13 protein-coding genes, 1 tRNA gene and 2 pseudogenes are annotated in these 22,286 nt (G+C 70.0%); 10 read left to right on the top strand and 6 right to left on the bottom strand.

Annotation, left to right across the window (positions count from 1 at the left end; translation table 11 throughout):
• Window positions 1-10: 10 nt before the first annotated feature.
• Window positions 11-802 (bottom strand): SDR family oxidoreductase, encoded by a 792-nt coding sequence (locus tag DRB89_RS39090; protein ID WP_112452689.1) that lies wholly within the window; start codon window positions 800-802, stop codon window positions 11-13.
• A gap of 951 nt (window positions 803-1,753) precedes the next feature.
• Between DRB89_RS39090 and DRB89_RS39095 the strand changes: the two genes are divergently transcribed.
• On the top strand, window positions 1,754-2,212 hold the full coding sequence (locus DRB89_RS39095; protein ID WP_162688908.1) for an RICIN domain-containing protein: 459 nt from the start codon (window positions 1,754-1,756) through the stop codon (window positions 2,210-2,212).
• A gap of 766 nt (window positions 2,213-2,978) precedes the next feature.
• Here DRB89_RS39095 and DRB89_RS39100 read toward each other — a convergent pair.
• Window positions 2,979-3,482 carry an RICIN domain-containing protein gene (locus DRB89_RS39100; protein ID WP_162688909.1) on the bottom strand — a complete coding sequence of 168 codons (504 nt, stop codon included), beginning with the start codon at window positions 3,480-3,482 and terminating at the stop codon, window positions 2,979-2,981.
• Between the two features lie 777 nt (window positions 3,483-4,259).
• On the opposite strand from DRB89_RS39100, the gene DRB89_RS39110 reads away from it, so the two are divergent.
• Window positions 4,260-5,090, top strand: a complete 831-nt coding sequence (locus DRB89_RS39110; protein ID WP_112452719.1) for a hypothetical protein — start codon at window positions 4,260-4,262, stop codon at window positions 5,088-5,090.
• 464 nt (window positions 5,091-5,554) lie between these two features.
• Here the strand turns inward: DRB89_RS39110 and DRB89_RS45475 are convergent, their stop codons facing one another.
• A complete protein-coding gene (locus tag DRB89_RS45475) occupies window positions 5,555-5,941 on the bottom strand; it encodes a hypothetical protein (protein ID WP_239516597.1) in 387 nt (128 codons plus the stop codon).
• 159 nt (window positions 5,942-6,100) lie between these two features.
• Entirely contained in the window at window positions 6,101-9,652 is a 3,552-nt protein-coding gene (locus DRB89_RS39120; protein ID WP_239516598.1) for a LamG domain-containing protein, read from the bottom strand.
• A gap of 991 nt (window positions 9,653-10,643) precedes the next feature.
• On the opposite strand from DRB89_RS39120, the pseudogene DRB89_RS39125 reads away from it, so the two are divergent.
• A pseudogene (locus tag DRB89_RS39125) lies at window positions 10,644-11,072 on the top strand (transposase); the annotation flags it as partial.
• On the opposite strand, the gene DRB89_RS39130 reads toward DRB89_RS39125, so the two are convergent.
• On the bottom strand, window positions 11,030-11,749 hold the full coding sequence (locus DRB89_RS39130) for a DUF2625 domain-containing protein (protein WP_112452418.1): 720 nt from the start codon (window positions 11,747-11,749) through the stop codon (window positions 11,030-11,032). The pseudogene DRB89_RS39125 and the gene DRB89_RS39130 overlap by 43 nt on opposite strands.
• 480 nt (window positions 11,750-12,229) lie before the next feature.
• Between DRB89_RS39130 and DRB89_RS39135 the strand changes: the two genes are divergently transcribed.
• From DRB89_RS39135 to DRB89_RS39165, 7 genes and pseudogenes are all read left to right on the top strand, one after another.
• Window positions 12,230-12,997: a DUF6431 domain-containing protein gene (locus tag DRB89_RS39135; protein WP_239516929.1), complete on the top strand. Its 768-nt coding sequence runs from the start codon at window positions 12,230-12,232 to the stop codon at window positions 12,995-12,997.
• A gap of 208 nt (window positions 12,998-13,205) precedes the next feature.
• Window positions 13,206-14,159, top strand: a complete 954-nt coding sequence (locus DRB89_RS39140) for a hypothetical protein (RefSeq protein WP_162688911.1) — start codon at window positions 13,206-13,208, stop codon at window positions 14,157-14,159.
• Window positions 14,160-15,246: 1,087 nt separating this feature from the next.
• Window positions 15,247-17,043 carry an aminotransferase class III-fold pyridoxal phosphate-dependent enzyme gene (locus DRB89_RS39145; protein ID WP_162688912.1) on the top strand — a complete coding sequence of 599 codons (1,797 nt, stop codon included), beginning with the start codon at window positions 15,247-15,249 and terminating at the stop codon, window positions 17,041-17,043.
• The gene (locus DRB89_RS39150) at window positions 17,040-17,465 is read left to right on the top strand and encodes a nuclear transport factor 2 family protein (RefSeq protein ID WP_112450429.1); all 426 of its coding nucleotides are present in this window, start codon (window positions 17,040-17,042) and stop codon (window positions 17,463-17,465) included. The genes DRB89_RS39145 and DRB89_RS39150 overlap by 4 nt, the downstream gene beginning before the upstream one ends.
• A 38-nt stretch (window positions 17,466-17,503) precedes the next feature.
• Window positions 17,504-20,089, top strand: coding sequence for an amino acid adenylation domain-containing protein (locus tag DRB89_RS39155; RefSeq protein ID WP_239516930.1), 2,586 nt, complete (start codon window positions 17,504-17,506; stop codon window positions 20,087-20,089).
• Window positions 19,989-21,386, top strand: a pseudogene (locus DRB89_RS39160) (alpha/beta hydrolase); the annotation flags it as partial. The gene DRB89_RS39155 and the pseudogene DRB89_RS39160, both read left to right, overlap by 101 nt.
• Before the next feature lie 141 nt (window positions 21,387-21,527).
• Window positions 21,528-21,601 (top strand) — tRNA-Thr (locus tag DRB89_RS39165).
• 124 nt (window positions 21,602-21,725) lie between these two features.
• Here DRB89_RS39165 and DRB89_RS39170 read toward each other — a convergent pair.
• The gene (locus tag DRB89_RS39170; protein ID WP_162688914.1) at window positions 21,726-22,259 is read right to left on the bottom strand and encodes a hypothetical protein; all 534 of its coding nucleotides are present in this window, start codon (window positions 22,257-22,259) and stop codon (window positions 21,726-21,728) included.
• Window positions 22,260-22,286: the final 27 nt, after the last annotated feature.

The raw sequence follows: 22,286 nt of genomic DNA on the forward strand, positions 1-22,286 counted from the left end.
GTGGAGGGGCTCATCGCATCAGCTCACCGGCGTTGACCAGCAGCGACTGGCCGGTTATCGCTCGCGCCCGGTCGGAGGCGAGGAAGGCGGCGGCGTCGGCGACGTCCCCGTCGGTGGCCAGGTCCGGCAGCGCCATCCGGTCGGTGAGCCGCGCGTGGACCTCGGCTTCGGGGACGCCTTCGGTGTGCGCGGTGAAGGTGACGAAGGCCTGGACCGGGGGGCCCCACATCCAGCCGGGGAGCACGGTGTTCACGCGGATGCGGTGGGGGCCGAGCTCGCGGGCCATGGAGTACATGGCGGAGGTCAGCGCGCCCTTGGAGGCCGCGTAGGCGGCCTGCTGCACCTCGTTGGGGGAGGCGATGGCGGACTGTGTGCCGATGATCACGACGGATCCGCCGGCTGCCTTCAGGGCGGGCAGGCAGGCGCGGGTCATGCGCAGGGTGCCGAGCAGGTTCACGTCGAGGATCTGCTGCCAGGTGCCGAAGTCGGCGTCCTGGAGGCCGCCGAAGTACGAGTCCCAGGCGGCGACGTGCACGACGGCGTCGACCCCGCCGAACCGCTCCTGGGCGAGGGCGGCGAGGGCTTCGCACTGGCGCTCGTCGGAGATGTCGGTCGGCAGGTACGCGGTGTGCGTGCCGTCGGGGTCGATCTCGGCGGCGGACTTCGCGAGGTTGGCCTCGGTCCGCGCGCCGAGCACGGCGTTGCCGCCGTCGCGGACCACGGTGGCGGCCACCTGATGCCCGAGCCCGGCCCCCACGCCGGAGACGATGACGGTCTTCCCTTGCAGCAGCAGCTGCGACATGGTGCGGCCTCCTGACGGCACAACAAATCTGACGGGTCGTCAGGCTGTTCCTTATACCCATCTGATGCTGCTGACGACCGACCGAAGCGCTGCGCGCTTCGGACTGAACCGCCTCGCTGCGCTCGGCGGCTGGGCCGCTTCGCGGCCCAGGGCCTCCCCTTCGGGGAGGTGCTCCTCCGCTTCGCTCCGGAGTTGGGCCGCTTCGCGGCTCAAGAGAGTCGAAGCGCTGCGCGCTTCGGACTGAACCGCCTCGCTGCGCTCGGCCGAGGTGCCTTCGGCACCTGCCCCTCCGCTTCGCTCCAGGGCAACGAACCGCCTCGCTGTGCTCGGCGAGGCTCGGCTTCACCGAGCCAGGGCCGGCCCTTCGGGCCGGTGTCCTCCGCTTCGCTTCGGACAGTTCGGGTTCCGCTGCGCCCACCCGAATGGCCCGCTCCGCGGGCCGGGGTGACCCCGTTTCACGGGGTACGGACCTTCGGTCCGTTGAGGTGTCCGCTCCCACCCCAGGCCCTTTCACTCCCCATAAGGCGCCCCTCCGCGGGGCCTGATCGCGGTGAGTCAGATGAGGTCGTGCAGGTGATAGGAATGCTGCGCACGCCTGGGCGGAGTGGTTCCGCTCCGCTCCCTCACCCGGGCCCTTCCGGCTCCGCCCCCAGGAGCAACCCGCTTCGCGCAGGAGTAGAGCTCCTCCGCTTCGCTCCGGAGCAGTGAAACGCCTCACTCCGCTCGGCAGAGAAGAGCGGCTTCGCCGCCCCAGAGCCAGCCTCCGGCCGGGAGTCCTTCACTTCGCTTCCGTGACACGGGCAGCCGGCTACGACTCAACCCCCACCGGCTCGGAGGCCCGTCTGAGTGTTGAGTAACATGATCAAGGTTCAATCATCCTTAAGAAGCTCGGGGGAAATGAAATTGAGAACGTCCTCAAGATTTCTTGCTGTAGGAGCATCTGCTGCGGCCATGGTGCTGGCAGCAACGGGGGTCGGCCACGCCGACCCTGCAGACACGCCTCTGGCAGCAACAGATCTCATCATCAACGGCTCCGGTAGTTGTCTGGAGATAGAGAACTCCAGCACCGCCAACGGAGCAAACGCCCAGCAGTGGACGTGCGTCTTCCAGGGCGGGGCCAACTGGAGGATCTTTCAGGGCGGCGCACCCACCGAGTGGTGGATCATCAACGAGAAGAGCGGCAAGTGCCTCGAAGTCGAAAACGGCTGGACGCACAACGGCGCCCCCGTACAGCAGTGGACCTGCACCTACGGGGTGAAGCACCAGCTCTGGTTCATAGACGGCAACCGAATCCAGAATAAGGCAACTGGCAAGTACCTTGAAGTGGAAAACTCCAGCGGAGCCAACGGCGCCCGAGTTCAGCAGTGGCAGTACGCCAACGTGCGCGGCCAGCACTGGACCTGGGGCTAAACCCGTACTTCACGGGTGACTGTTTCACGTCTGCTGCCAGCGGGTTTATGTGATGCCGTGTCAAGGAGATGGGGTTGGACGCCGCGGTTGCCGCGTCCGCCTCACCGGCCGTATGATCCTCTACCACCTCGGCAAACTCACCCTGCGAATCGGCAACGTCACCGACCCGCCAACCGTCCAGACCGGGACATCGTGATGTCCCGGGGGGAACCACAATTCTCAATACATCTGCGGGACTCTCATCCAACCTGCGGCCCCCCAGGTCAAGACCCCTCCGGCACCGGAAGCAGCCCATCACCAAGCAGCTCATCGACCTGCAGCATCACAGGTCAAAGGGACAGCCCCGTCAACGGCCGCACCGCAACATGAACGAGAACGCACACGGCCTGGGCCCCTCCCCTTCGGGGAGGGGCTCCTCCGCTTCGCTCCGGAGGTAGGCCGCTTCGCCTGCTCCGCTCCCCCGCCCTGGGCCCTTTCGGCTCCGCCTCCAGGACCAAGGGCCCGCTAACGCTGGCCCAGTCGGCAGTAGAAGCAGGTCAGAGGGCATGTACCTGGGTGGCTTGCGGGCCCTGCCGGGGTCTGTGGTGCGATAGCGGTCGGCGAGCTTCGCGCGTGGCGATCGCGGCACAAGCGGAACGCCTCCCGCACCGGGACGGAGGCTTCCCCGCCGTGCCGCCTCCGTGTGGAGGAAGCAGCGCGGCGAGGGGCTTCATCGACCGGTGTGGGAGGCGTGCGTACGCCTCAGGCCGTGTGGGCCAGTGGCGGATCAGTGCCAGTACATGCCGCTCTGGTAGAGCTGGCGCCAGATCTGGGCGTTGGCGCCGTTGGCGGTCGAGGAATTCTCGATTTCCAGGTACTTGTCGCTGGAGACGTTGCGGATAACGTGGGTGGCGCCGCTGGTGTTCATCACGTGCCAGCGCTGGCCGCCCACGTTGGCGCAGGACCACTGCTGCACACGCGCACCGTCGGCGGTCGAGGAGTTCGAGACGTCCAGGCACTTGCCGCTGCGGCTGTTGACGATGCGCACCTCAAAGTTGTTGCCGAAGGCGTACTCGAGGTACCAGTACGAGCCGGCCTGGCCGTTGCAGTCCCACTGCTGGGCCTGGGCGCCGTTGGCGGTCGAGGAATTCTCGACCTCCAGGCACTTGCCGCTGCGGTTGCGGATCTGGATGACCCCGGAGCCAGGCGAAATCGACAGGGCGACCGCGGACTCGGCCGACGGCACGGAGACCGGCGCGGCGGTGGCAGCAGGTGCGGTGGTGGCACTCAAAGCAAACACCGAACAGGAAACCAGCAGTGCACTAAAGGCACGCCTCATGAACAACCCCCCAATTGAACGAACTTAAGACGTCACGCAGGATACACGTCCTTGATCATCACTGGCTGTGGTCCGTCCGACCCTCAACCACGCGCGGCCCCTACCCACCACCACACCCGTCCGCAAGGCCCTTCCAGCTCCACGGACGCCATCAGCACAAGCCGTGCCCTGCGCGTAGTGGGGGCTGCTACGTATGGCCACTTCACCACCACCCCAGCACGCTGCTTCAACCCATGCCCCGGCCAGACTTCGCGGCCTTAAGGAGCTCAGGCGCTGCTGCGCCTGGGAAGGCGTGTGAGGCTGGCTTGAGGGCTGGGGTCCGAAGCGCTGCGCTCGGGGGCGGCCGCTTCGCAGCCCAAGGCCTCCCCTTCGGGGAGGTGCTGGCGGCATCGGGAGTCGGCCATGCCGACGAGACCACCGCGGCGTCGACGGAGCGGTTGGTCAATGCCTCCGGTAAGTGGTCTGGAGATAGAGAACTCCAGCACGGCCAATGCGGATGCCCAGCAGTGGGCGTGTTTCGGCCGGTACCTCGGATCCCTCCGAATGGTGGATCGTCAACGCGAAAAGCGGCAAGTGCCTTGAGGTCGAGAACGGCTGGACGCACAACGGCGCCCCCGTGCAGCAGTGGACCTGCACCCGTGGGGTGAGGCATCAGATGTGGATGGGGGCCGGTCCGGGGCCTGGCGGCGCCGGCATTATGAATTTGGGAACCACGCCCGTACGTTCCCTATGCTCGCGGGCGCCACCGGGGTGATCCCGGTGATCGTGCAGCTGGTCGACGGCAGCCTCGCCGACGCGGCGATCGGGCTCGGCTGGCTGGTCGTGGTGTCGGGGGTGTTCATCGGGGCGCTCGCGCTCATGCGGCCTTGGCTGGAGGGCCGTACTTCGGGTGGGCTGACCGGGTTCGCGGGCAGCGCCCTGCTGTTGCTCGCGCTGATGACGTACCCGCTCGGGCTGCTGGCCGGTCTGATCGGCTACGGCGGACTGGAGATGGCGGCGCTGTCGACCCTGGTCGGCTTCGTCTGGTTCTGGATCGTGCCGAACGTGGTCGTGGAGGACGGGCCGTTCGGATCGGCCAAGGCCGGCGTGGCGGATCTGGACCCGGTCGCGGCTCGGAGGGCAACCGCTTCGGATGGGTCCTGGGCGCGCTGCTGGTGCCGGAGCCGTCGTCGGTGCGATGCCGGACGCGCTGTACGCGGTCATCATCCTGGGTGGTCTGGTCACGGGCATCGTCCGGCCGGCACGGAGGGGGAAGAGCGGTCACGCTTCGCGGTGACGCGGCGCGGCGGCCTGCGGTGGCTCGGCACGGACTTTACGGTCCGGGCCGAGCCACGGGCGGTGGATGGTTCATTCTTGAGTGCGGATAGACTTTGGACCGCGGACGTGCCTGGGCTGTTCGGCGTGTCCGGGGGTGAGGTTGTGGGGCGGGCCCGGTCGCGGTGCCTACCGTGGGGTCATGAGCACACCATCAGCGGCGTTCGGCGGGTACGGGATTCGGGTCGTGCGGGGTGGGGAGGCCGGGGCGGTCGCCGCGCTGCTGGCGCGGGCGTTCGCCGATGATCCGGTGATGGCATGGATGTTCCCCGGTGCGGGGGACCGGGAGCGGCGGATCGCTCGCTACTTCGGGCTGGCGCAGCGGCAGCAACGGCCGCGGGCCGGCGGGGTGCGGGTTGCCGCGACCGGTGACGGGCGGCTGCTGGCGGCCGCGTTGTGGTCGGGGCCCGGGCGCTGGAAGGGCTCCGCCGTGCGGGATCTGGCGGCGCTCCCCTCTTATGTCCGCATCTTCGGGCCGCGTGGGTTGGCGCGGGCCGGGGAGGTGCAGAACGCCATGCACGCGGTGCATCCGCGGGCGCCGCACTGGTACCTGCCGTCCGTGGGGACGGATCCGGAGGCGCAGGGGACCGGGGTCGGGTCGGCGTTGTTGCGGCAGCAGCTCGTCGACTGCGACCGGCTCGGGCAGGCCGCGTACCTGGAGTCGAGCAAGGCCGCCAACGTTCCCTTCTACGAAGGGCTGGGCTTCCGTGTCACCGGTGAGCTGCGGCTCCCGGAGGGCGGGCCGGTCCTGTGGCCCAGCGGGCGTGAGCAGGGGGCCTGTCCCTGCTACGCATCCGCAGCTCCCGCCGCTCGAGACTGGCTTGGTCGTCGGATGTGTATACGAGACCGGAACCCGACCGGGCGGCCGAACCGCTCTGCCCGAGCGTGGCTGCCTTGGGCCAGTTCGCCTTGGCTTCGGTGCGGGCCCGGTCTGCTTGGGCCTTGTTCTCCGCCTGGGTCTTGGCGACCGCCTCGCGTGCCGCCTTGGCGCCCTGGGCGTTGACGGCCTTGACCTTGGCGTCCTTGTGCTTGGCGATCTTCGGGGCGCCGGGAAGGTCAGCGGCTCCCGCGATCGGCGTGAGGGCCCCTGACGCCACGACGGCGAGTGTGAGGGCGCCTATCAGAGGCAGTCTGTAGCGGACCCTTCCGCCTGGTGAACGGCTTGGCATGCATACTCCAAAAGGTTTCGGGTGTGGGGAAGGGCCGTGGCCGCGCGGTTGCGCGGCCACGGCACGTCATGAGTGGGACGGGGTCGGTCAGCTGCCGGCGCCGAAAACGGTGTCGGAGATCTGCTGGTTGTCCTGCATGGCGCCGGACCACAGGCGCATGCCCTTGATCTCGCCGGGCAGGAAGTTGCCCCAGGCGCTGTTGGTGAAGCCCTTGCCGACCGCGAGTTCTCCGCTGCCGACCGCGGCCGTGTAGGCCTCGGGCTGGTTTTGGCCGGCCCGGCCGACATAGAGGGTGATGGTCCCGCTCTGGGCGTTGTGAACACCGGTCACCTGCACACCCGAGTTCAGCACTGCCAGTTCCTTGCTGACGACCGACGTGCCTGTGCCGTCGGCCGTCAGGCGGCCGAAGTGCCAGAGACCCTCGACGAAGAGCAGATCGTTGTCCGGGTCCTGCTCGTTCGGCTCAGGACGGACACCGGTCTTCTCGAACCACAGGCCCCAGGAGGAACCGGTGGCGGTGCGCTGGCCGATGACCTGGACCTTGTAGCCGTCCGGCTTGTCCAGCAGGCGGGCGTTGTCGAGGTTCGCCTCCGCCGTCACCGTGAAGGAACCCGAGTCGTCGACCACCGGGCCGGCGGCCGTGGCTGCCTGGGTGGTGCCGTTCAGGACCAGGGCCCCGTTGTTGAGGGAAGCGCCGGCGCCCGGGGTGAGCGGGTGGCCGCTGCCGGAGATGTCGGCGAACGTGGTGCCCGGCTTGGAGAGGTCCCACATGGCGGCCAGATCGACGTGGGGCTTGTCGGTGTCAGGGTTGATGAGGGAGGCGTCCTGCTTGATCTCGACGGCGCTCTTCTCGTCCTGCCAGGCCTTGACCTCGTCGATCCGGCCCGGGAGCTGTTCTGACCAGGCGGCGTTCTGCTTGGCGGCGCCGATTGCCATGACTCCGGTGGAGGCGATGGGGTTGGTGACGGTCATCTGCCCTTGGAGCTGTCCGTTGACGTACAGCTTCGCGAGGTCGGTGGTCTCGTTGTAGGTGGCGGCGACGTGGGTCCACACTCCGGCCTGCGCGGGGTTGAGACCGTTCAGCCGGCTGATCGCACCGTTACCGCCCGCCGTGTCGTTCGTGGCCATCTGCATCGACCATGGCTGGCCGGCTGTGGCGGTGATGGCGACACCGCTGAAGTTCTTGCCGCTCTGGCCCAGCATTGAGAAGGTGCCGTCCGTGCGGTCCAGGCGGACCCAGCCGGCCACGGTGAAGGAGGTGCGGGTGTCGAATACCGGCTTGGAGCTGTTCGCGTACTGGCTGTTCGTGAGCTGGAGTGCGCGGTCCTCGTGCGGGGTGGGCGTCTGCACCCAGCCCCTTCGGCCGGCCTGGGGCCGCTGGGCCCCGGCGGTGAGGTACATGTTCTTCTTGAGCGCCGGGTCGGTGGTCGAGGTGTCGATGGCCTGGCCGGAGGCCTCGTCGAAGGTCCAGTAGCCGATCGGGTCGGGGCCTTCCTTGACCGCGAAGTCGACGATCCTCGTCGCGCCCCAGCGGCCCACGGAGTCCTTGGCCTTCACGCTCAGCTTCATCGTCCCCGACAGCGGCGGGGTGATCGCCACGGTCGGGTTCGAGCCGGCGATCTCGGTCCACGGGGTGGTGTCCGTGGACAGCTTGTACTGGAATGCGGTGACGGTGTCGCCGCTCGCCGGAGCGAAGGTGAACTGACCCGCCTGGCCGGGCTTGCCGGCCGCCGTGCAAGCGGTACTGGTGCACTGGCTGTACGGGGCTCCGAAGGTGACCGCCGGCATCTTGGGGGCCGTGGAGTCGACCTTGAAGTAGCAGTCCGCACTGGGAGCACTGGTTCGTTCGTTGCCGTCGGCGTACGAGCGGGTCCAGGTCCGGAAGCGGTACTGGGTGCCGTCCGTCAGCGTGACGGGCGGGTCACTGGTGACCTTGACGTTGTCCCCCACGAATCCCGAGGACGGCCGGCTGACGTAGTCGGCGTCGGCCGCGTTGGCCTTGACCGGGGTCCAGGTGCCGTTGGTCTCCTTCTTCTCGGTCTGCATGAGGATCCGCAGCTGGGCGCCGGGCTCGCCGCCCCACACGGTCTCGGTGATCGCGGTCATCGCCGGCGTCGGGTCGGAGACGATCGACGGCTTGGCCACGTCGCCCGAGCAGATCTCCCCCGTGCCCGTGACCAGGCCGACGTAGATGGGGGTGTTGGGCTTGCCGATGTAGTCCACGGACAGGACCGCGTCATTACGGAACCGCTTCCACGCCGCGGTGTCCGACTCGTCCTCGGCACGGAGCTCCAGGTCCAAACGGTTGTAGCGGCCGTTGGCGAAGTCACGCACGGTCGGGGTCAGGTTCTCGTCCGGCTCATCCGCGGCATCCGCGAACTCGACCGGGGCCGCCGGCGAGTTCGGGTCACAGGCCGATCCCCGGCCGGCCGACAGCCAGCGGTCACCCATCAGGTCGGCGTAATTGGGCTTGTTGCCCCAAGTGGTCGACGGACCGATCTCTGCGTCCATGCGCACCAGCCACACGTTGCGCGTATCGCACTGGAACGCCCACGGCTCGGTGATCCGGAAGCGTGCGTTCAGGACTTCCTTGCCGACCAGCTTGTTCGGCGAGAACTCGAAGTACAGGCGCTGCACGTAGCCCGGACCGCAGTAGTAGCCGTTCCACGAGCCGCACTTGCCCATGCCCTTGCCCATGCCGTCGTCCCCGTTGTCCCAGTTCCAGAACGAGACGCCGTCACTGCGCAGGGCCGTGTGCTCCGTACCGTCGTCCAGCGCGACGGAGGGGTCGATGTAGAGGGGGAAGGCGGCCGGGTCGCTCTGCTTGAGGAGCGCGGCGTCCGGTACGACGGCCAGCGAGTCGGCGTCGACGTGAACGGCCATCTGCGCGACCTGAGAGCCGAGCGCCGGACCGTCCCCGGGCTCCGCCACCGGCTCCGCTCCCTCGGGCGGCTTCGGGAGGGCCCCGCCCTCGGACTTGGCCGCGAAGACCTTCTCCTTCGCCGAGAGGGCGGGGGGTGCGGGCACGCCCTTGGAGTCCCACATCAGCGCCGGGGGCGCCTTGAAGACCCGGTTGCCGTTCGCATCGGTGGCGGACAGGCCGCCGTCCTTGCTCGCGTTGAGCTGGATGTCCTTGGCCTTCAGGTCGAACTCGACGCGCGCCAGCTTCGGGTTCTTCGCCGCCTCCGGCGTCTTGACGACCAGGACCTCGCGGTAGCCCTTCAGCGTGGCCGTCATCCTCAGATCCACACCCGGCATGACCTCCGGGTAGACGGCGCTGTCACCGTCCAGGACCGGCTTGGGCAGCGGACCGCCCTGCCAGTCCAGAGACATGGCACGCCCACCGTGCTCGATGGTCACCAGATCGGCCGCGTCACCACCACCCGAGAAGCTGACACCCGCCACCGCCGCCTTCGGACCCACCGAACCATCCGCCCGGACCTCCAGCGTCGCGTCCGGCGCGACCCAGCCGGAGCCGCTCTTCGCCTTCACCCGGACCGGAACGGCCGAGGTGTCCAGACGGAACGACTTCCCGTCCGGATTCGCGAACGTCGTCGACGAATCCGTCCGCTCACTCACCACCTCGACGGGCTTACCCGACTTCTTCGCGTCCTTGAGCGCCTGCTCGTTCTCACTCACCGGCGCATCAGCAGCGGCAGTTGGCGGCGCATACGCCGAAGTGAAACCCATCATGAGCGTCAGCCCGAGCGTGGTCGCTACGGCATAGCGCAGCTGCCTACCCTCGATTACAGACATATTTCCCCATCTTCTTTGGCGCAGAGGCCTCCCCAGCCCCCACACCGATTCAGCATTCCGCCGCAGCGGTCGAACATTGATTGCATGCTGCTGGCTGCCACGGAGAGGAAATTTTTTCTCCGCGCAGCGCGGGAGGGAAGGACTGGTTCGCAAGTCCCTGGTATCCCGCTATGGCCAGCTAGCCTGAATAGGTCCGCAGGATCCAGGAGATATGCGGGTAGGCTAGACGTGGCGAAATTGCATTCTGGACTGGTCTCAATATCCCGCGATGAATAGACGGACGCTGAGAGGCCCCCCCATCAGTCCGTCTGTCGCAGATAGACAGTAGATCATGACTTCACTTCTGTGAAGAGAGGGAGGCTGGGTGTCGCTCCAGTTGGCTTCACCTGCATGGCAACTCCCTTTCTGTGAAAGGTGTTTTGTGGCCAAGTCCGGTGCCGTGAAAACCGCCTGACGCGGCGATAGGGCGTAAGTGGAAATTCAGGACAAAGTGTACCTATGGGTTGTGGATTTGGATAATTTGGCAACCTTTTGGTGCTCAGGGCCGATTGAGTGGACCGAGCCTCGACAGTCCGACTGCGGACCTCTGTGACAATTCGATCCGCCTCGGATTCGCGCCCACGACGCGGAGTCGCCGTGTTGTCTGGGTTGGGTGGTGTTGGGGCCTACCACCGACGCCGCAGACAAGCCGCCCTCGGCCGGCTGACCCCCGTCGAATACGAGACCGTCATGACCACGTCGGCTCTTCAGGCCGCGTGACTGAACCTGTCACCCAACGCTGCATCAGACCCGGGTTCCTCCCTCACGATGCCGACCCGAGCTACGTGCGTGGCAGCGCGCATCCGAGCTAGCCACTCAGCCAGCTGCGTGACGTCTTCCACTCTCGATCGGGATCTCCGGCGCGAACACACACGACAGCCAGGGCCTCGAACCCCTCGTCAGCGGCATCCCGCCCATTCGCTCCCGCCGCGGACCGCGTCGACGACGGCCCGCCAAACTCCATACTGACAAGAGGTACGACTACGACCACCTGAGAAGGTGGCTGCGCTCCCGCAACATCACCCCACGCATCGCCCGGAAGGGCATCGAGTCCTCTCAGCTCCTGGGTCGCCACCGTTCGACCGTGGAGCGAACGGTGGCCTGGCTCGCTGGATGCCGCCGTCTGCATCGCCGCTACGAGGGCAAGGTCGAACACTTCCTCGCGTTCGCCAGCAGTGCTGCCACCCTCATCTGCTATCGCGTCTGGACGGGTGAGCCGGTTCATGCGACTCCGAGGAAGCCCGGGTCGGTGCCGTCGAACTGAAGGCACGAGTCGCGGCTCACACCAAGGAGTTCCGCCATGGGCACCGCGCGACGGCTGGTCGCCGACAGATCCTGGCGGGCCTCGGCCGACCACAACGGCGGGAAGAACGCCAGCCCCTGCCGACCGTCCAGCACAGAGACCTCACTGCGCCAGCCGTCCCACCGCAGGCCTTCATAGAACTCCCGGAGTCCTGCGGAGAAGATCCAGGACAGCCACGCCGAGTGGCCCGCGCCCAAGGCCTCCCAGCCGAGCGCATCAGGCGCGAAGTAGAGGATCTCGCCTGGCTCGCCGGGCTGACCGGCCTCACGAGGGTTACCCCCGTTGAGGGCGAAGACCCCGCCCAGCACGTCGTGCGCAACCACGAGACCTGCACCAGGCCGCCATGAGGGATCGAATGTCGAGGGCATCGCATTGACCTCTGCCAGGGCAGGCAGTCCGGTGTCACTTGGGCTTCCGAAGATCCGCAGCCATCCATCGTCCACGAGCAGACCGCCGCAGTTCAGTACGATGCCGCCCAAATTCGACCGGGCGGAGACCTGTAGTTGCAGCAGGGAGGCTCGGCCTGCCACGGGATCGCCGGGCAGCACCTCAACTGGTACGTCGGTACCGGACAGCTCCTGAAGAAGGAGCGGCCATGCAGGATCGTCGACGTTGATCAGTTCATAGTCCTCGCGCATCCCCGCATCGTCGCATCACCCCTCGAGGGACTCAGTCCGCCGGGTTACCCGCGCTTCAATCCGCCAATCGAGATGACCTCTCAGGAAGCAAGGTCACCGGGAAACGAGGCTGACCTCCTTCGTCGACGACGAGGCCGACCGCGGCAGGGAGAGGTTCACGGGCCGACCTTGAGCCGCGGCCTCGTCGGCAGGCGGCTCCACAGGTGTTGAGCGACGCTCAGCGTGAGTACGTACTTGGGGTTGGCGACGTCCGCGGTGATCACGGCCGGAGTGCGTCACGTTGACGTTCGTGTGCGACGACACCGTGTACATCAACCGGTTCTGTCCGGGCTGCCCTTGGCCGTCGTGCTGTTCGTCGTCGGCGTCCTCTGTCGCTGCTCTTCGTTCGGGTGAAGGGGTACTGGTCCCGGACTGGATGATCAACCGCATGGGGAGCGTGCAACACGAGTCGCCCCTGGTGCGGGTGGCGCGACCGTGGTGATGCTGATGGGATGCGGGAGGCACCTGTTCGTGATCGTCGTGGCGGAGTCCGAGACGAGTGTGCTGCCGTCGTGCCCGGCCTGCGACGCGCCGCTGCGTCCGTGGGGCTACGTCCGCGAGCGCGTGATCCGGCTGCCCGAAGGCGGCCTGCGGCGGCTGCGTCCGAGGCGGGCCCGCTGCCGCGCCTGCCGCACGACGCACGTGCTGCTGCCGCCGTTCTGCCTGCTCCGGCGGGCGGACAGCGTCCACACCATCGCCGCCGCTCTCCTGGACCACGTCGCCGGGCACGGCCACCGCTCCATCGCGGAGCGGCTGCACCGGCCCGCCGCGACCGTCCGCGGCTGGCTCCGCCGCGCGACCGCACGCGCCGCGTTCTGGCGCCGCCACGGCGTGATCTACGCATACCTCCTCACCCCGGATGCCGGCCCCTTCCCGCCCCGGCCTTCGAGCTGGCCGAGGCCCTCGACGTCCTGGGTGAGGCCGCCCGCGTCGCCCGGGAGCAGCACGCCGCATGGGCGGCCACCGATCCGTGGGGCGCCGTCGCCCTGGTCACCGGCGGCCGGCTGCTCACGCCCGCGTGATCGGCCCGCGACAGCAAGCACACGTAGCCGACACCGTGAAGACGACGACTCACGCTGCCGAGCGAACGACAGCCACCTCTACGTCCCCACGGTGAACGTCGCCACCATGCTCACCTTGAGCGTCCGGCAACAACAGGTCAGGCCGCTGGTCAGAGCGATTTGCGCTTGTGATTTCATCGGCGTCTGAGTTGATCTGGGTTCTGTGCAGGACGCATGGTGGGTGTGGGGGACGCGTGTTTGATCGGGTGAACCGGCTGTTGGTGGTTGGGATGGCGGCAGGCCTTGCTGTGGTGGGTTGTTCGCCTGCGGGTGTGGAGGGGGGACGCCAGGTACCCCCGGGGGCTTCCGTTCCTCCGCCCGTACCGCTTGTGATTGACCGTGCCGAGGCTGAGAAGGTGCTTGAGTCCCAGCTGAGGCTGGCCGTCTACGCGAAGGACAAGGACGCGTTGGCGAAGGTGGAGACCGGAGCGCTCTTCGAGGAAAGCGCGACCCTGCAGTACTTGAACATCGAACCGGGCGCCAGAGTGATGCGCGAGATGGACTGGGTGGATTACCTGATCCCCACGGAACGGGACCAGCCCGGCTACCCGCGCTCGTTCACCGCACTGTTTCGGGGGACGCAGGACCGCGAGCAGGATCGTGCCGCCGGGCTGTACTACTTCGTCCAGGCGGAGGCCGGCGCGCCGTGGAAGGCTGCCGCCAAGTCGTGGGCGACCGATAGACGAGCGCCGCAGCTCAAGCCGGGCCAGCACGAAGATCACGTGTACGGGGTCGCGGGCTTCGACATACGGGATAAGCCGATCGCGGCTCCGGCCCGGGGTGAGGCCGGTTCCGCAGTCCTGTCGCCGACCGCTGCCGGGGACCGGGAAGTCTGCGGCCGCTACGCGGAATACCTCTCCTTCACCGCACCTGACGGAGAACCGGGCAGTGACCACTTTGTTCCAGGCAAGCTCACCAGTGACATCGTCACCGCCTACAACGCTGAGGACAAGGAGAAGGGATGGAACGGTAACATCCGATCCCGGTTCGCATTTGAGGCCACTGGAGTGGACCTGCCCGTTCTGCGGCTCGCCGACGGGAAGTCGTTGGTGACGTGCACGTTCGTCCAGACAACCCGCACGGACAGCAAGCCGGGACAGGATAGGCGTTTCACATTTGGAAGCGTTCGCCTGTCTAAAGACTGGGCGGGCATCCTGCTGGGCTCCGACAATGAATGGTGGACCAGCACGACCGTCCGCAGGAGCGTGACCGCGACGTTCGAGGTACCGGCCCGGGGACCTGCTGACGTGGTCGGATGCAACTGCCTCAATCCCCCCGTCCTCTCCGCCGAGGGATCACCTGCTGAATAGGGGCTGGGGTTCGCGGAGACAGGTGTATGCCACCGATCCACCGCAGCGGCAAGCCATCCAAGTCTTCCGCTATCCCCTCGGGCCTGCAGGAGCGTGCTGACCAACTGTGGGACCGCTCAACGTTCGGTGGGAACGTTCAAGGTTCCGTGAGTCACCTGCCGCAGGTATCGCGGCACAGCGCGGCCATGTCCCCGGCCCGCACACCGGGCACGGGGAACCACGGCGGTGCGGGTGTACTGGCGCAGGCCTTCGCCGTGCCCGTGGTCCTGGGCTTCGTCTTGGCCGCGGGGCGCACGGCGGGCCTGGACGGGGTCGCCCTGCGCGGCCGGGGTTCCGGCTGGACCCGGTGGGCAGTGCCTGCCCCCTGCCGGTCCACCGCGGCAGCGGGGCCCGCAAGGCCGGGTACACGCGATGCGGGGCTCGGCTTCGGGGCAGGCGCCGGGCAGTTGGGAGAGGGGCAGCGCCGCTGGCCCGGCGGTGCGCTGCTCGTCCCGGTCGGGGCCCGGATGTTTGTCGTCGGCCGCGGTGCTGGCGGGGGAGGGCTTCGCGGCCGGGCCGGGGGCGGAACGGACAGTGACGTATCCGGAGACCGCGAGCAGGGCGGCGAGGAGCAGAGGCAGAGACCAGCGGCGCATGTGACCACGCTCCCGCACCCCTGCCCGCCGGACTCCCACCGGTTCCGCCGTGCCCCCCGGATAGCCGAACTGCAGCTGCTGCGGGGCCGTTGCGCGAAGCGGCCGTCCAACGGGGCGCAGCGGGGCCGTGGGCCGGTTGGACGCTCAGGGAAGGGACGTGTGACGGACCTCTGGTCCGGCCCGCGCGGACGGTGCGCTGACAGATGCGTGCCGATGGTCTGCCGTGCTGACGGTGCGCAGCAGGTGCGTTCGGGGCGCGGTTCAGGCATGGTGGCTGAGCAGGTGCCGAGCCTCCCGCACGGGCTGTGCCCTGTGCCGGCGGCCAGCCGCCCAAATCCTTGTGCGCCCGGCCAGACGGGCCGCAAAGGCCTGCCTGTGCCCCCGGGTTAGAGGAGGGGGCCCCCACCCACACCACCGTCGCGGGCCTGCGCACCGCCCTGCGGAGCACCCCGGTGTGCGGGCTCGTCATACGCGCCCCCGAACTCCTCGACGACAGCGACCTGGCCGCCGTCGCCGAACTGGCCCGCGCCGCGCGCGCCACCGGAGCCCGCGTCGTCGTCGACCTCAGCGACATCTCCCCGGACACCGCGACCGACCCCGCCGTCACCGCGCTGCGCCCCGACCTCGTCGTCCTCGGCGAATCCCTCACCGGGCACGAGGTCCCGTTCGGCGCCTTCACCGGCACCCACGACACCTTCGCGCCGTGGAGCACCCCGCGGACCGGCTTCCTGCATTCCAACACCTACGGCGGAAACACCGTCGCCATGCGCGCCGTCGTCGCCCGGCTGCTGCCCCGCTGGGAGGCCACCGCCCCGGTGCACCGCGTCCTCGCGGCCGCCGCCGCCGACCGGCAGGCCACCCTCGACCTGTACGCCCGGCACGTGAACCCGATGGCGGCGCGCATGCAGCGCAAGCTGCACGGCGCGTTGAACGTCGTCCGGGCCAAGGGCTCCCGGCTCACCGTCCGCCTCGACTCCGGCCGCGAACTGGACCTGGTCGACGGGCTCTGCGGAGCCGGGCTCGGCGTGGCCGGCCACAACCCCGCCGACGCGCTGACCGACGTCGTACGGGGCCACGACCCGGCCCGGGACCACGTCCGCGAGCTCGAAGGGGTCCTGGCCCGCGAAACCGGCCTGCCCCACGCCTTCCCCGCCGTCAGCGGCGCGTCCGCGGTGGAGAGCGCCATCACCCTGGCCCGCCTCGCCCGCCCCCGGCAGCGGCGCATCGTCGTCTTCAAGCACAACTACGGCGGCAAGACCCTCGTCTCCCTGCTCGCCACCGCCGCCGACCGCACCCGCGCACCCTTCGGACCGCTCTACGAAGACATCCGCTACATCGACCCCTTCACTCCGCACGCCGTCGAGGAGTTCCGCGAGGAGGCGGCCGCGGGCGACATCGGACTCGTCTGGATCGAACTGGTCCACGGCAGTTCCGACGCCTACGCCCCGATCCCCGGACCCCTCCTCGACGCCGTCACCGAGGGCCGGACCGAGCACGGCTACCTCGTCGGCGTCGACGAGGTCCTGACGTCCTACTACCGCTGCGGCACCCGCTTCGCCCACCACGGCAGGCTCCCCGACATCGACCTCATGAGCCTGTCCAAGGCACTGAGCCACGGCTGCTTCCCCACCGGCGCCGCCCTCGTCTCGGACGAGGTCCACGACGCCGCGCGCCGGGCCAACCCGCGGCTGGTCGAGGAACTGCGCACCCACCACGCCCACGGACTGGGCGCCCACTTCGCCCTCCAGTCCATCCGCCAGGTCGACGCCCTCGGCGTGCCCGAACGCGCCGGGGCCCTGTCGGACCTCGTGCGCGCCGGACTCGCCGCCATGGACGAAGGGCCGCGCGGAGTGGTCGGCCGCCGCTTCGCCGAAGGCATGCTCGGCCGGCTCGAACCACGCGTACCCGGAGTGCTCGGCCGCCTCGTCGATCCCGGGGGCGAGTGGATGACGTACGCCCTCATCCTCTGGTGGATCAACCGGGCCCGCGCCTTCGTCGTCTACGACGTGTTCCTGCTGCCCCTGACCGCCACCGAGCGGGAGATCTCCCAGGTCATGCGCGGCGCCCGCCGGCTCTCCCGCACCGGCCCGGCCCGGCTCCTCGCCCACGCCGCCCTGTTCCGGCTGGGCCAGCGCCTGTCCCAGGGCCCGTCCCGGCGCCTGTCCCGGCGCCTGTCCCGGCGCCTGTCCCGGCGGCCGGAGCGGCGCCCGTCCCGCACCCCCGCGAACTCGTCGAGGAGCACCGTATGAGCACAGAGAACGTCGAAGTGATCCGCACCTTCTTCCGGTTGTTCGACGAGGGCCGCCTCGCCGACATCGAGCCGCTGCTCGCCCCCGACTTCGAATGGGTCTACCACGGCCCCGCCTCGCTGCCGTGGGCGGGCGTCTACCGCGGCGTCGAGGGATTCCGCGCGTTCTTCGCCATCGTCCGCGAGCTGATCCGGGTCCAGGAGTGCGACGCCTACGACTACCTCGACGCCGGGGACCGGGTCGTGGTGCTGGGCGTGAGCCGCACCCACGTCCTGGCCAACGGCGCACGCTACGAGGCCCCGTGGATGAACGTATTCACCGTCCGCGACGGACTCATCTCCCGCTACCTCGACCTCTTCGACACCGCCAGCGTCGTCGAGGCGCTCGAACGCGACCCGCAGGAGGTGACCGCGGCCCCGTGAACACCACCGCAACCACCCTCGGCGCGGCCTTCACCGCAGTGGCCCGCGCCCACCCCCACCGCACCGCGCTGGTCCGCGGCCACCTCCGGATCGGCTACGCGGAACTCGCCGCCAGGGCCGCGGCCGCCGCCCGCCGCCTCTCGGGCCGCACCGCCCCCGGCGAGCCCGTCGGGATCTGCGCCCACCGCTCGCCCGGCACCATCGCCGCCCTGCTGGGGACGGTTCTGGCCGGGGGCGCCTACCTTCCGCTGGACCCCGACGCACCGGACGACCGGATCCGCTCGCTCGTCCTCGACAACCACCTGCGCACCGTCTTCGCCGCCGGGCCGCACGTTCCGCGGCTGCGTGCCCTCCTGCCCGCCGGAGTGACGGTCCTGGCCGTCGACGAGGACGCACCGGAGCCGGGCGACGGCTCCCCGCACGCCGTCCCGGAGGCCCCTGCGGGCGAGGGTCAGGGTGAGGGTCAGAGTCAGGGGCCGGGGCCGGATTCCCCGGCCTACGTCATCCACACCTCCGGCAGCACCGGCGCCCCCAAGGGAGTCCAGGTCGCGCACCGGTCCGTCCTCGCGCTGGCCCACGCCACCGAGGCCGGACTGACCGCCGACGACGCCGTCCTCCAGCTCGCCCCGCTCCACGTGGACCCCTCCGTCTTCGAGATCTGGGGCGCCCTGCTCAACGGCGCCCGGCTCGTGCTGCCGGCGTCCGACCGGCCCGGCGTCCACGACATCGGCCGGGAGTGCGCCCGCCACGGGGTGACCGTCCTGCGGCTCGCCGCCCCGCTGTTCCGGCTGGCGATGGAGCACATCACGGCGGACCTGCGCGGGCTGCGCCTGTGCGTCTCGGGCGGCGACCGGGCCGACGCGGACGCGGTGCGGACCGCGCTGCGCGAGCTGCCCGGCTGCCGGATCGTCAACGGCTACGGGCCCACGGAGACCACCGTCTACGCCTGCTGGCAGACCTTCGACACCCCGGACGACTGGGACAGCGGCTGGCGGGACGTGCCGATCGGCCGTCCCTTCGCCGGGGCCACTGCCCACGTCCTGCGCCCCGACCGCACCCCGGCCGGGCCCGGCGAGGAGGGCGAGCTCTGCATCGGCGGCCCGGGCGTCGCCCGGGGCTACCGCGGCAGGCCGGAGCAGACCGCCGAGCGGTTCGTCCCCGAGCCCGGCCGGCCCGACCACACCGCCTATCTGACGGGCGACCGGGTCCGCCGGCTCCCCGGCGGCGAACTGGCCTTCCTGGGGCGCTTCGACGACCAGGTCAAGATCCGGGGCCACCGCGTCGAACCGGCCGAGGCGGAACGGGCGCTGCTGACCCACCCGGCGGTCCGGGAGGCGGTCGTGGTCCCCTACGGCGCCGCGGACGCGCGCCGGCTGGCCGCGTACGTGGTGCTGGCACCGGGTGGCGACGCGGCCGCCGACGCCGACGCCCGGTCCGACGCCCAGGCCGCTCTCAGCACTCAGGCCGCTCTCAGCACCCAGGCCGTCCTCAGCGCCCACGCCGCCCGGATCCTGCCCGAACCGGCGGTCCCGGCAGCCGTCACCGTGCTGGCGGAGCTGCCGACCACCGCCAACGGCAAGACCGACCGGCGCCGCCTCGCCTCCCTCGCCGACCGGGCGGCCGTCGCGGCCGCGGCGGCTCCCGGCCCGGCCGGCGGCGCCCCGGCGGGTGCCGGTACGGAGGCCGCCGCCCTGCACACCGTTTCCGCGCACTGGGAGGCCGTCCTCGGCCGCTCCGTCGGCCCGGACACCGACTTCTTCGCCGCCGGCGGGGACTCCCTGTCCGCGATGGCGATCCTGGCCCGCCTGGAACGCGACCAGGGCGCGGCCCTGACGATCGCCGACCTGTTCACCACCCCGACGGTCCGGGCCCTGGCGGCCCGCGTGGCCGCCGCCACCGCGGGGGTAGCACCGGAGCACGGCTCCGCCGCCGAGGCCGACCCCGAGGCCGACCCCGCGGTCGCCCCCGCGGCCGACCCCGCCGGACTGCCGCTGTCGCCCGCCCAGGAGGGGATCTGGTTCGAGCAGGAGGCCACCGCGAGCACCGACCGGTACGTCATCGGACGCGGCTACGCCGTCGACGGCCCGCTCGACCAGGACCGGCTGCGGAACGCCCTGAACCTGCTGGGCCGGCGCCAGGCCGCCCTGCGGACCGTCGTCCGGCGCGACGCCGACGGCTGGCGGCAGAGCCTGACCGCCGACCCGGGCGCCGCGCTGCGCCACGTCGACCTCTCCGGCGTTCCGGCCGGCGAACGCCAGGCCCTGGCCCGCGCCCTGGCCGCCGAACACCGCGCGGCCGGCCCGGACGCCGACGGCACCCGGCTGCTGCGCACCCTGGTGCTCACCCTCGACGAGGGGCGGGCCCTGATCCACTTCGCCGTCCACCACGCCATCGCCGACGACTGGTCCCTGGACCTCTTCACCTCCGAGCTGTCCGCCCTGTACGCGGACCCGGCCGCCGACCTGCCGCCCCTGAGCCCCGCCTACCCCCGAGCCGGGCGCCGTCCCGGCCGCGCTGCGCCCGTACTACGACCAGAAGCTGAGCTGGCGCGACTGCGGTGTCCCCGGCTTCGACTGCACCACCATGAAGGCCCCGCTGGACTACGAGCACCCCGAGTCCGGTGACATCGACATCGCCGTGGCCCGCCGCAAGGCCACCAGCCCCGAAAAGCGGCTCGGCTCGCTCGTGGTCAACCCGGGCGGCCCGGGCGGCTCCGGCATCGGCTACCTCCAGGCGTACGCGGGCATCGGCTACCCGGCGCAGGTCCGCGCGGCGTACGACATGGTCTCCTTCGACCCGCGCGGCGTGGACCGGAGCAGCCCGGTGCAGTGCCTGACCGGCCCGGCCATGGACCGGTACACGCAGGTGGACCAGACGCCGGACACCTCGGCGGAACAGGCCCTGCTGGTGGCGGCCTTCAAGGAGTTCGCGGCCGCCTGCCAGACGCACTCGCAGCGGATCCTGCCGCACGTGTCCACCGTCGACGCCGCCCGCGACATGGACGTGCTCCGTGCGGCGCTGGGCGACGAGAAGCTGACGTACGTCGGAGCCTCGTACGGCACCTTCCTCGGGGCGACGTACGCCGACCTCTTCCCGGGGCGGGTCGGCCGGCTGGTCCTGGACGGGGCGATGGACCCCTCCCGGCCCGCGCTCGAACTGAACCGGGACCAGACCGAGGGCTTCGAGACCGCCTTCCGCGCCTTCGCCGCGGACTGCGCGAAGCAGCCGGACTGCCCGCTCGGCCAGGGCAGCCCGGACGCGGTGGCGGCGCGCCTGAAGGAGTTCTTCCGCAAGGTCGACGCCGTGCCGGTGCCCACCACCGACCCGGCCCGCACCGGGGTCGGCGAGGCGCTGGCCACGACCGGCGTGATCGCCGCGCTGTACGACGAGAACGCCTGGCCGCAGCTGCGAGAGGCGCTCACGGCCGCGATCAAGGACGACGACGGCAACGGCCTGCTCGCGCTCGCCGACAGCTACTACGAGCGCGAGCCGGACGGGAAGTACGCCAACCTGATGTCGGCGAACGCCGCCGTCAACTGCCTGGACCAGCCTCCGGCCTTCGACGGCCCCGCGGCGGTGGAGAAGGCGCTGCCCTCCTTCGAGAAGGCCTCTCCGGTCTTCGGCCAGGGCCTCGCCTGGGCCTCGCTGAACTGCGCGTACTGGCCGGCCAAGGCCACCGGCAAGGCCGCCGCGCTGACCGCGAAGGGCGCCCCGCCGATCGTGGTGGTGGGCACCACCCGCGACCCGGCGACCCCGTACAAGTGGGCCCAGGCCCTGGCCGGCCAGCTCGACTCGGGCGTGCTGCTGACGTACGACGGGGACGGCCACACGGCGTACGGCCGGGGCAGCAACTGCATCGACTCGGCGATCAACCGCTACCTCCTGGAGGGCAAGGCCCCGGAGGAGGGCAAGAAGTGCTGACGGGGGACGCACACGGGGCCCCGGGAGGACCCCGCGGACTCGCCGCGGGACCCGGTTCGGGGCACCCCGTTTAACCCTGTAGACTTTGGGCCGCTGCTGATGAGAGCCTCCCACCAGGGAAATTCTTGTCTTCCCAGCGGTGCCGCCTTAGCTCAGCTGGCCAGAGCAACGCACTCGTAATGCGTAGGTCTCGGGTTCGAATCCCGAAGGCGGCTCTGTAGAACCCTCAGGACTCACTCGCCGTGACCTGGGGGTTTTGCTTTGTCCGGGGTCTGGTGCTTTCTTCAGGACGCCGGCCCTGGCCGGGCGCGAGCCGGCAGCCGCGGGGGCCGATGGCGGTCAGTCGTCCCTTGGGGATCTGCTTCTGTCCGAGAGGCGGTACTGGCCCACTTCCGGGTCTGCGGGGCCGTCCATCCCGAGGTCTCTGCGCATGGCTTCTCGCAGGTGCGCGTTCTCCCGCCAGAGCTCCGCGCGGCAGATCGGATAGGAGGCGCCTCGAAGGTGCGGTTCCTCTATGAGCCCGTCGCGCATCACGGCCAAGGCGTCACAGGCGGCTTCAGCCAGTTGAATGATCTCGGCCGATGCCGTGAGTGACAGGCTTTGTCTCAGGCGCCAGATGCCGGCGCCGTCGAGGGCCTGATGGAGCTCGCCGAACAGGGCTTCGCCAGACGGTCGGTCAGGTCGCAGAACGATGCTCCGCATGTCGGTGTGTCCGCGGCTGAGCGCCATCAGGAACTCCGAGTACACGGCTCTGCGCGTCTGCGCCGCCTCCCGCTCCTTGTCGCGGCGCCAGCGAAGGCGCTCGGCGGTCAACGCGGCTCCCACGCCAACCACGGCTCCTGCCAGCGTGCCTGCTGATGCCATCCAGTCCACTCCCAGGTGATACCCCGACGTCCGACG

The organism is Streptomyces sp. ICC4, assembly GCF_003287915.1.
Taxonomy (GTDB): domain Bacteria; phylum Actinomycetota; class Actinomycetes; order Streptomycetales; family Streptomycetaceae; genus Streptomyces; species Streptomyces tritrimontium.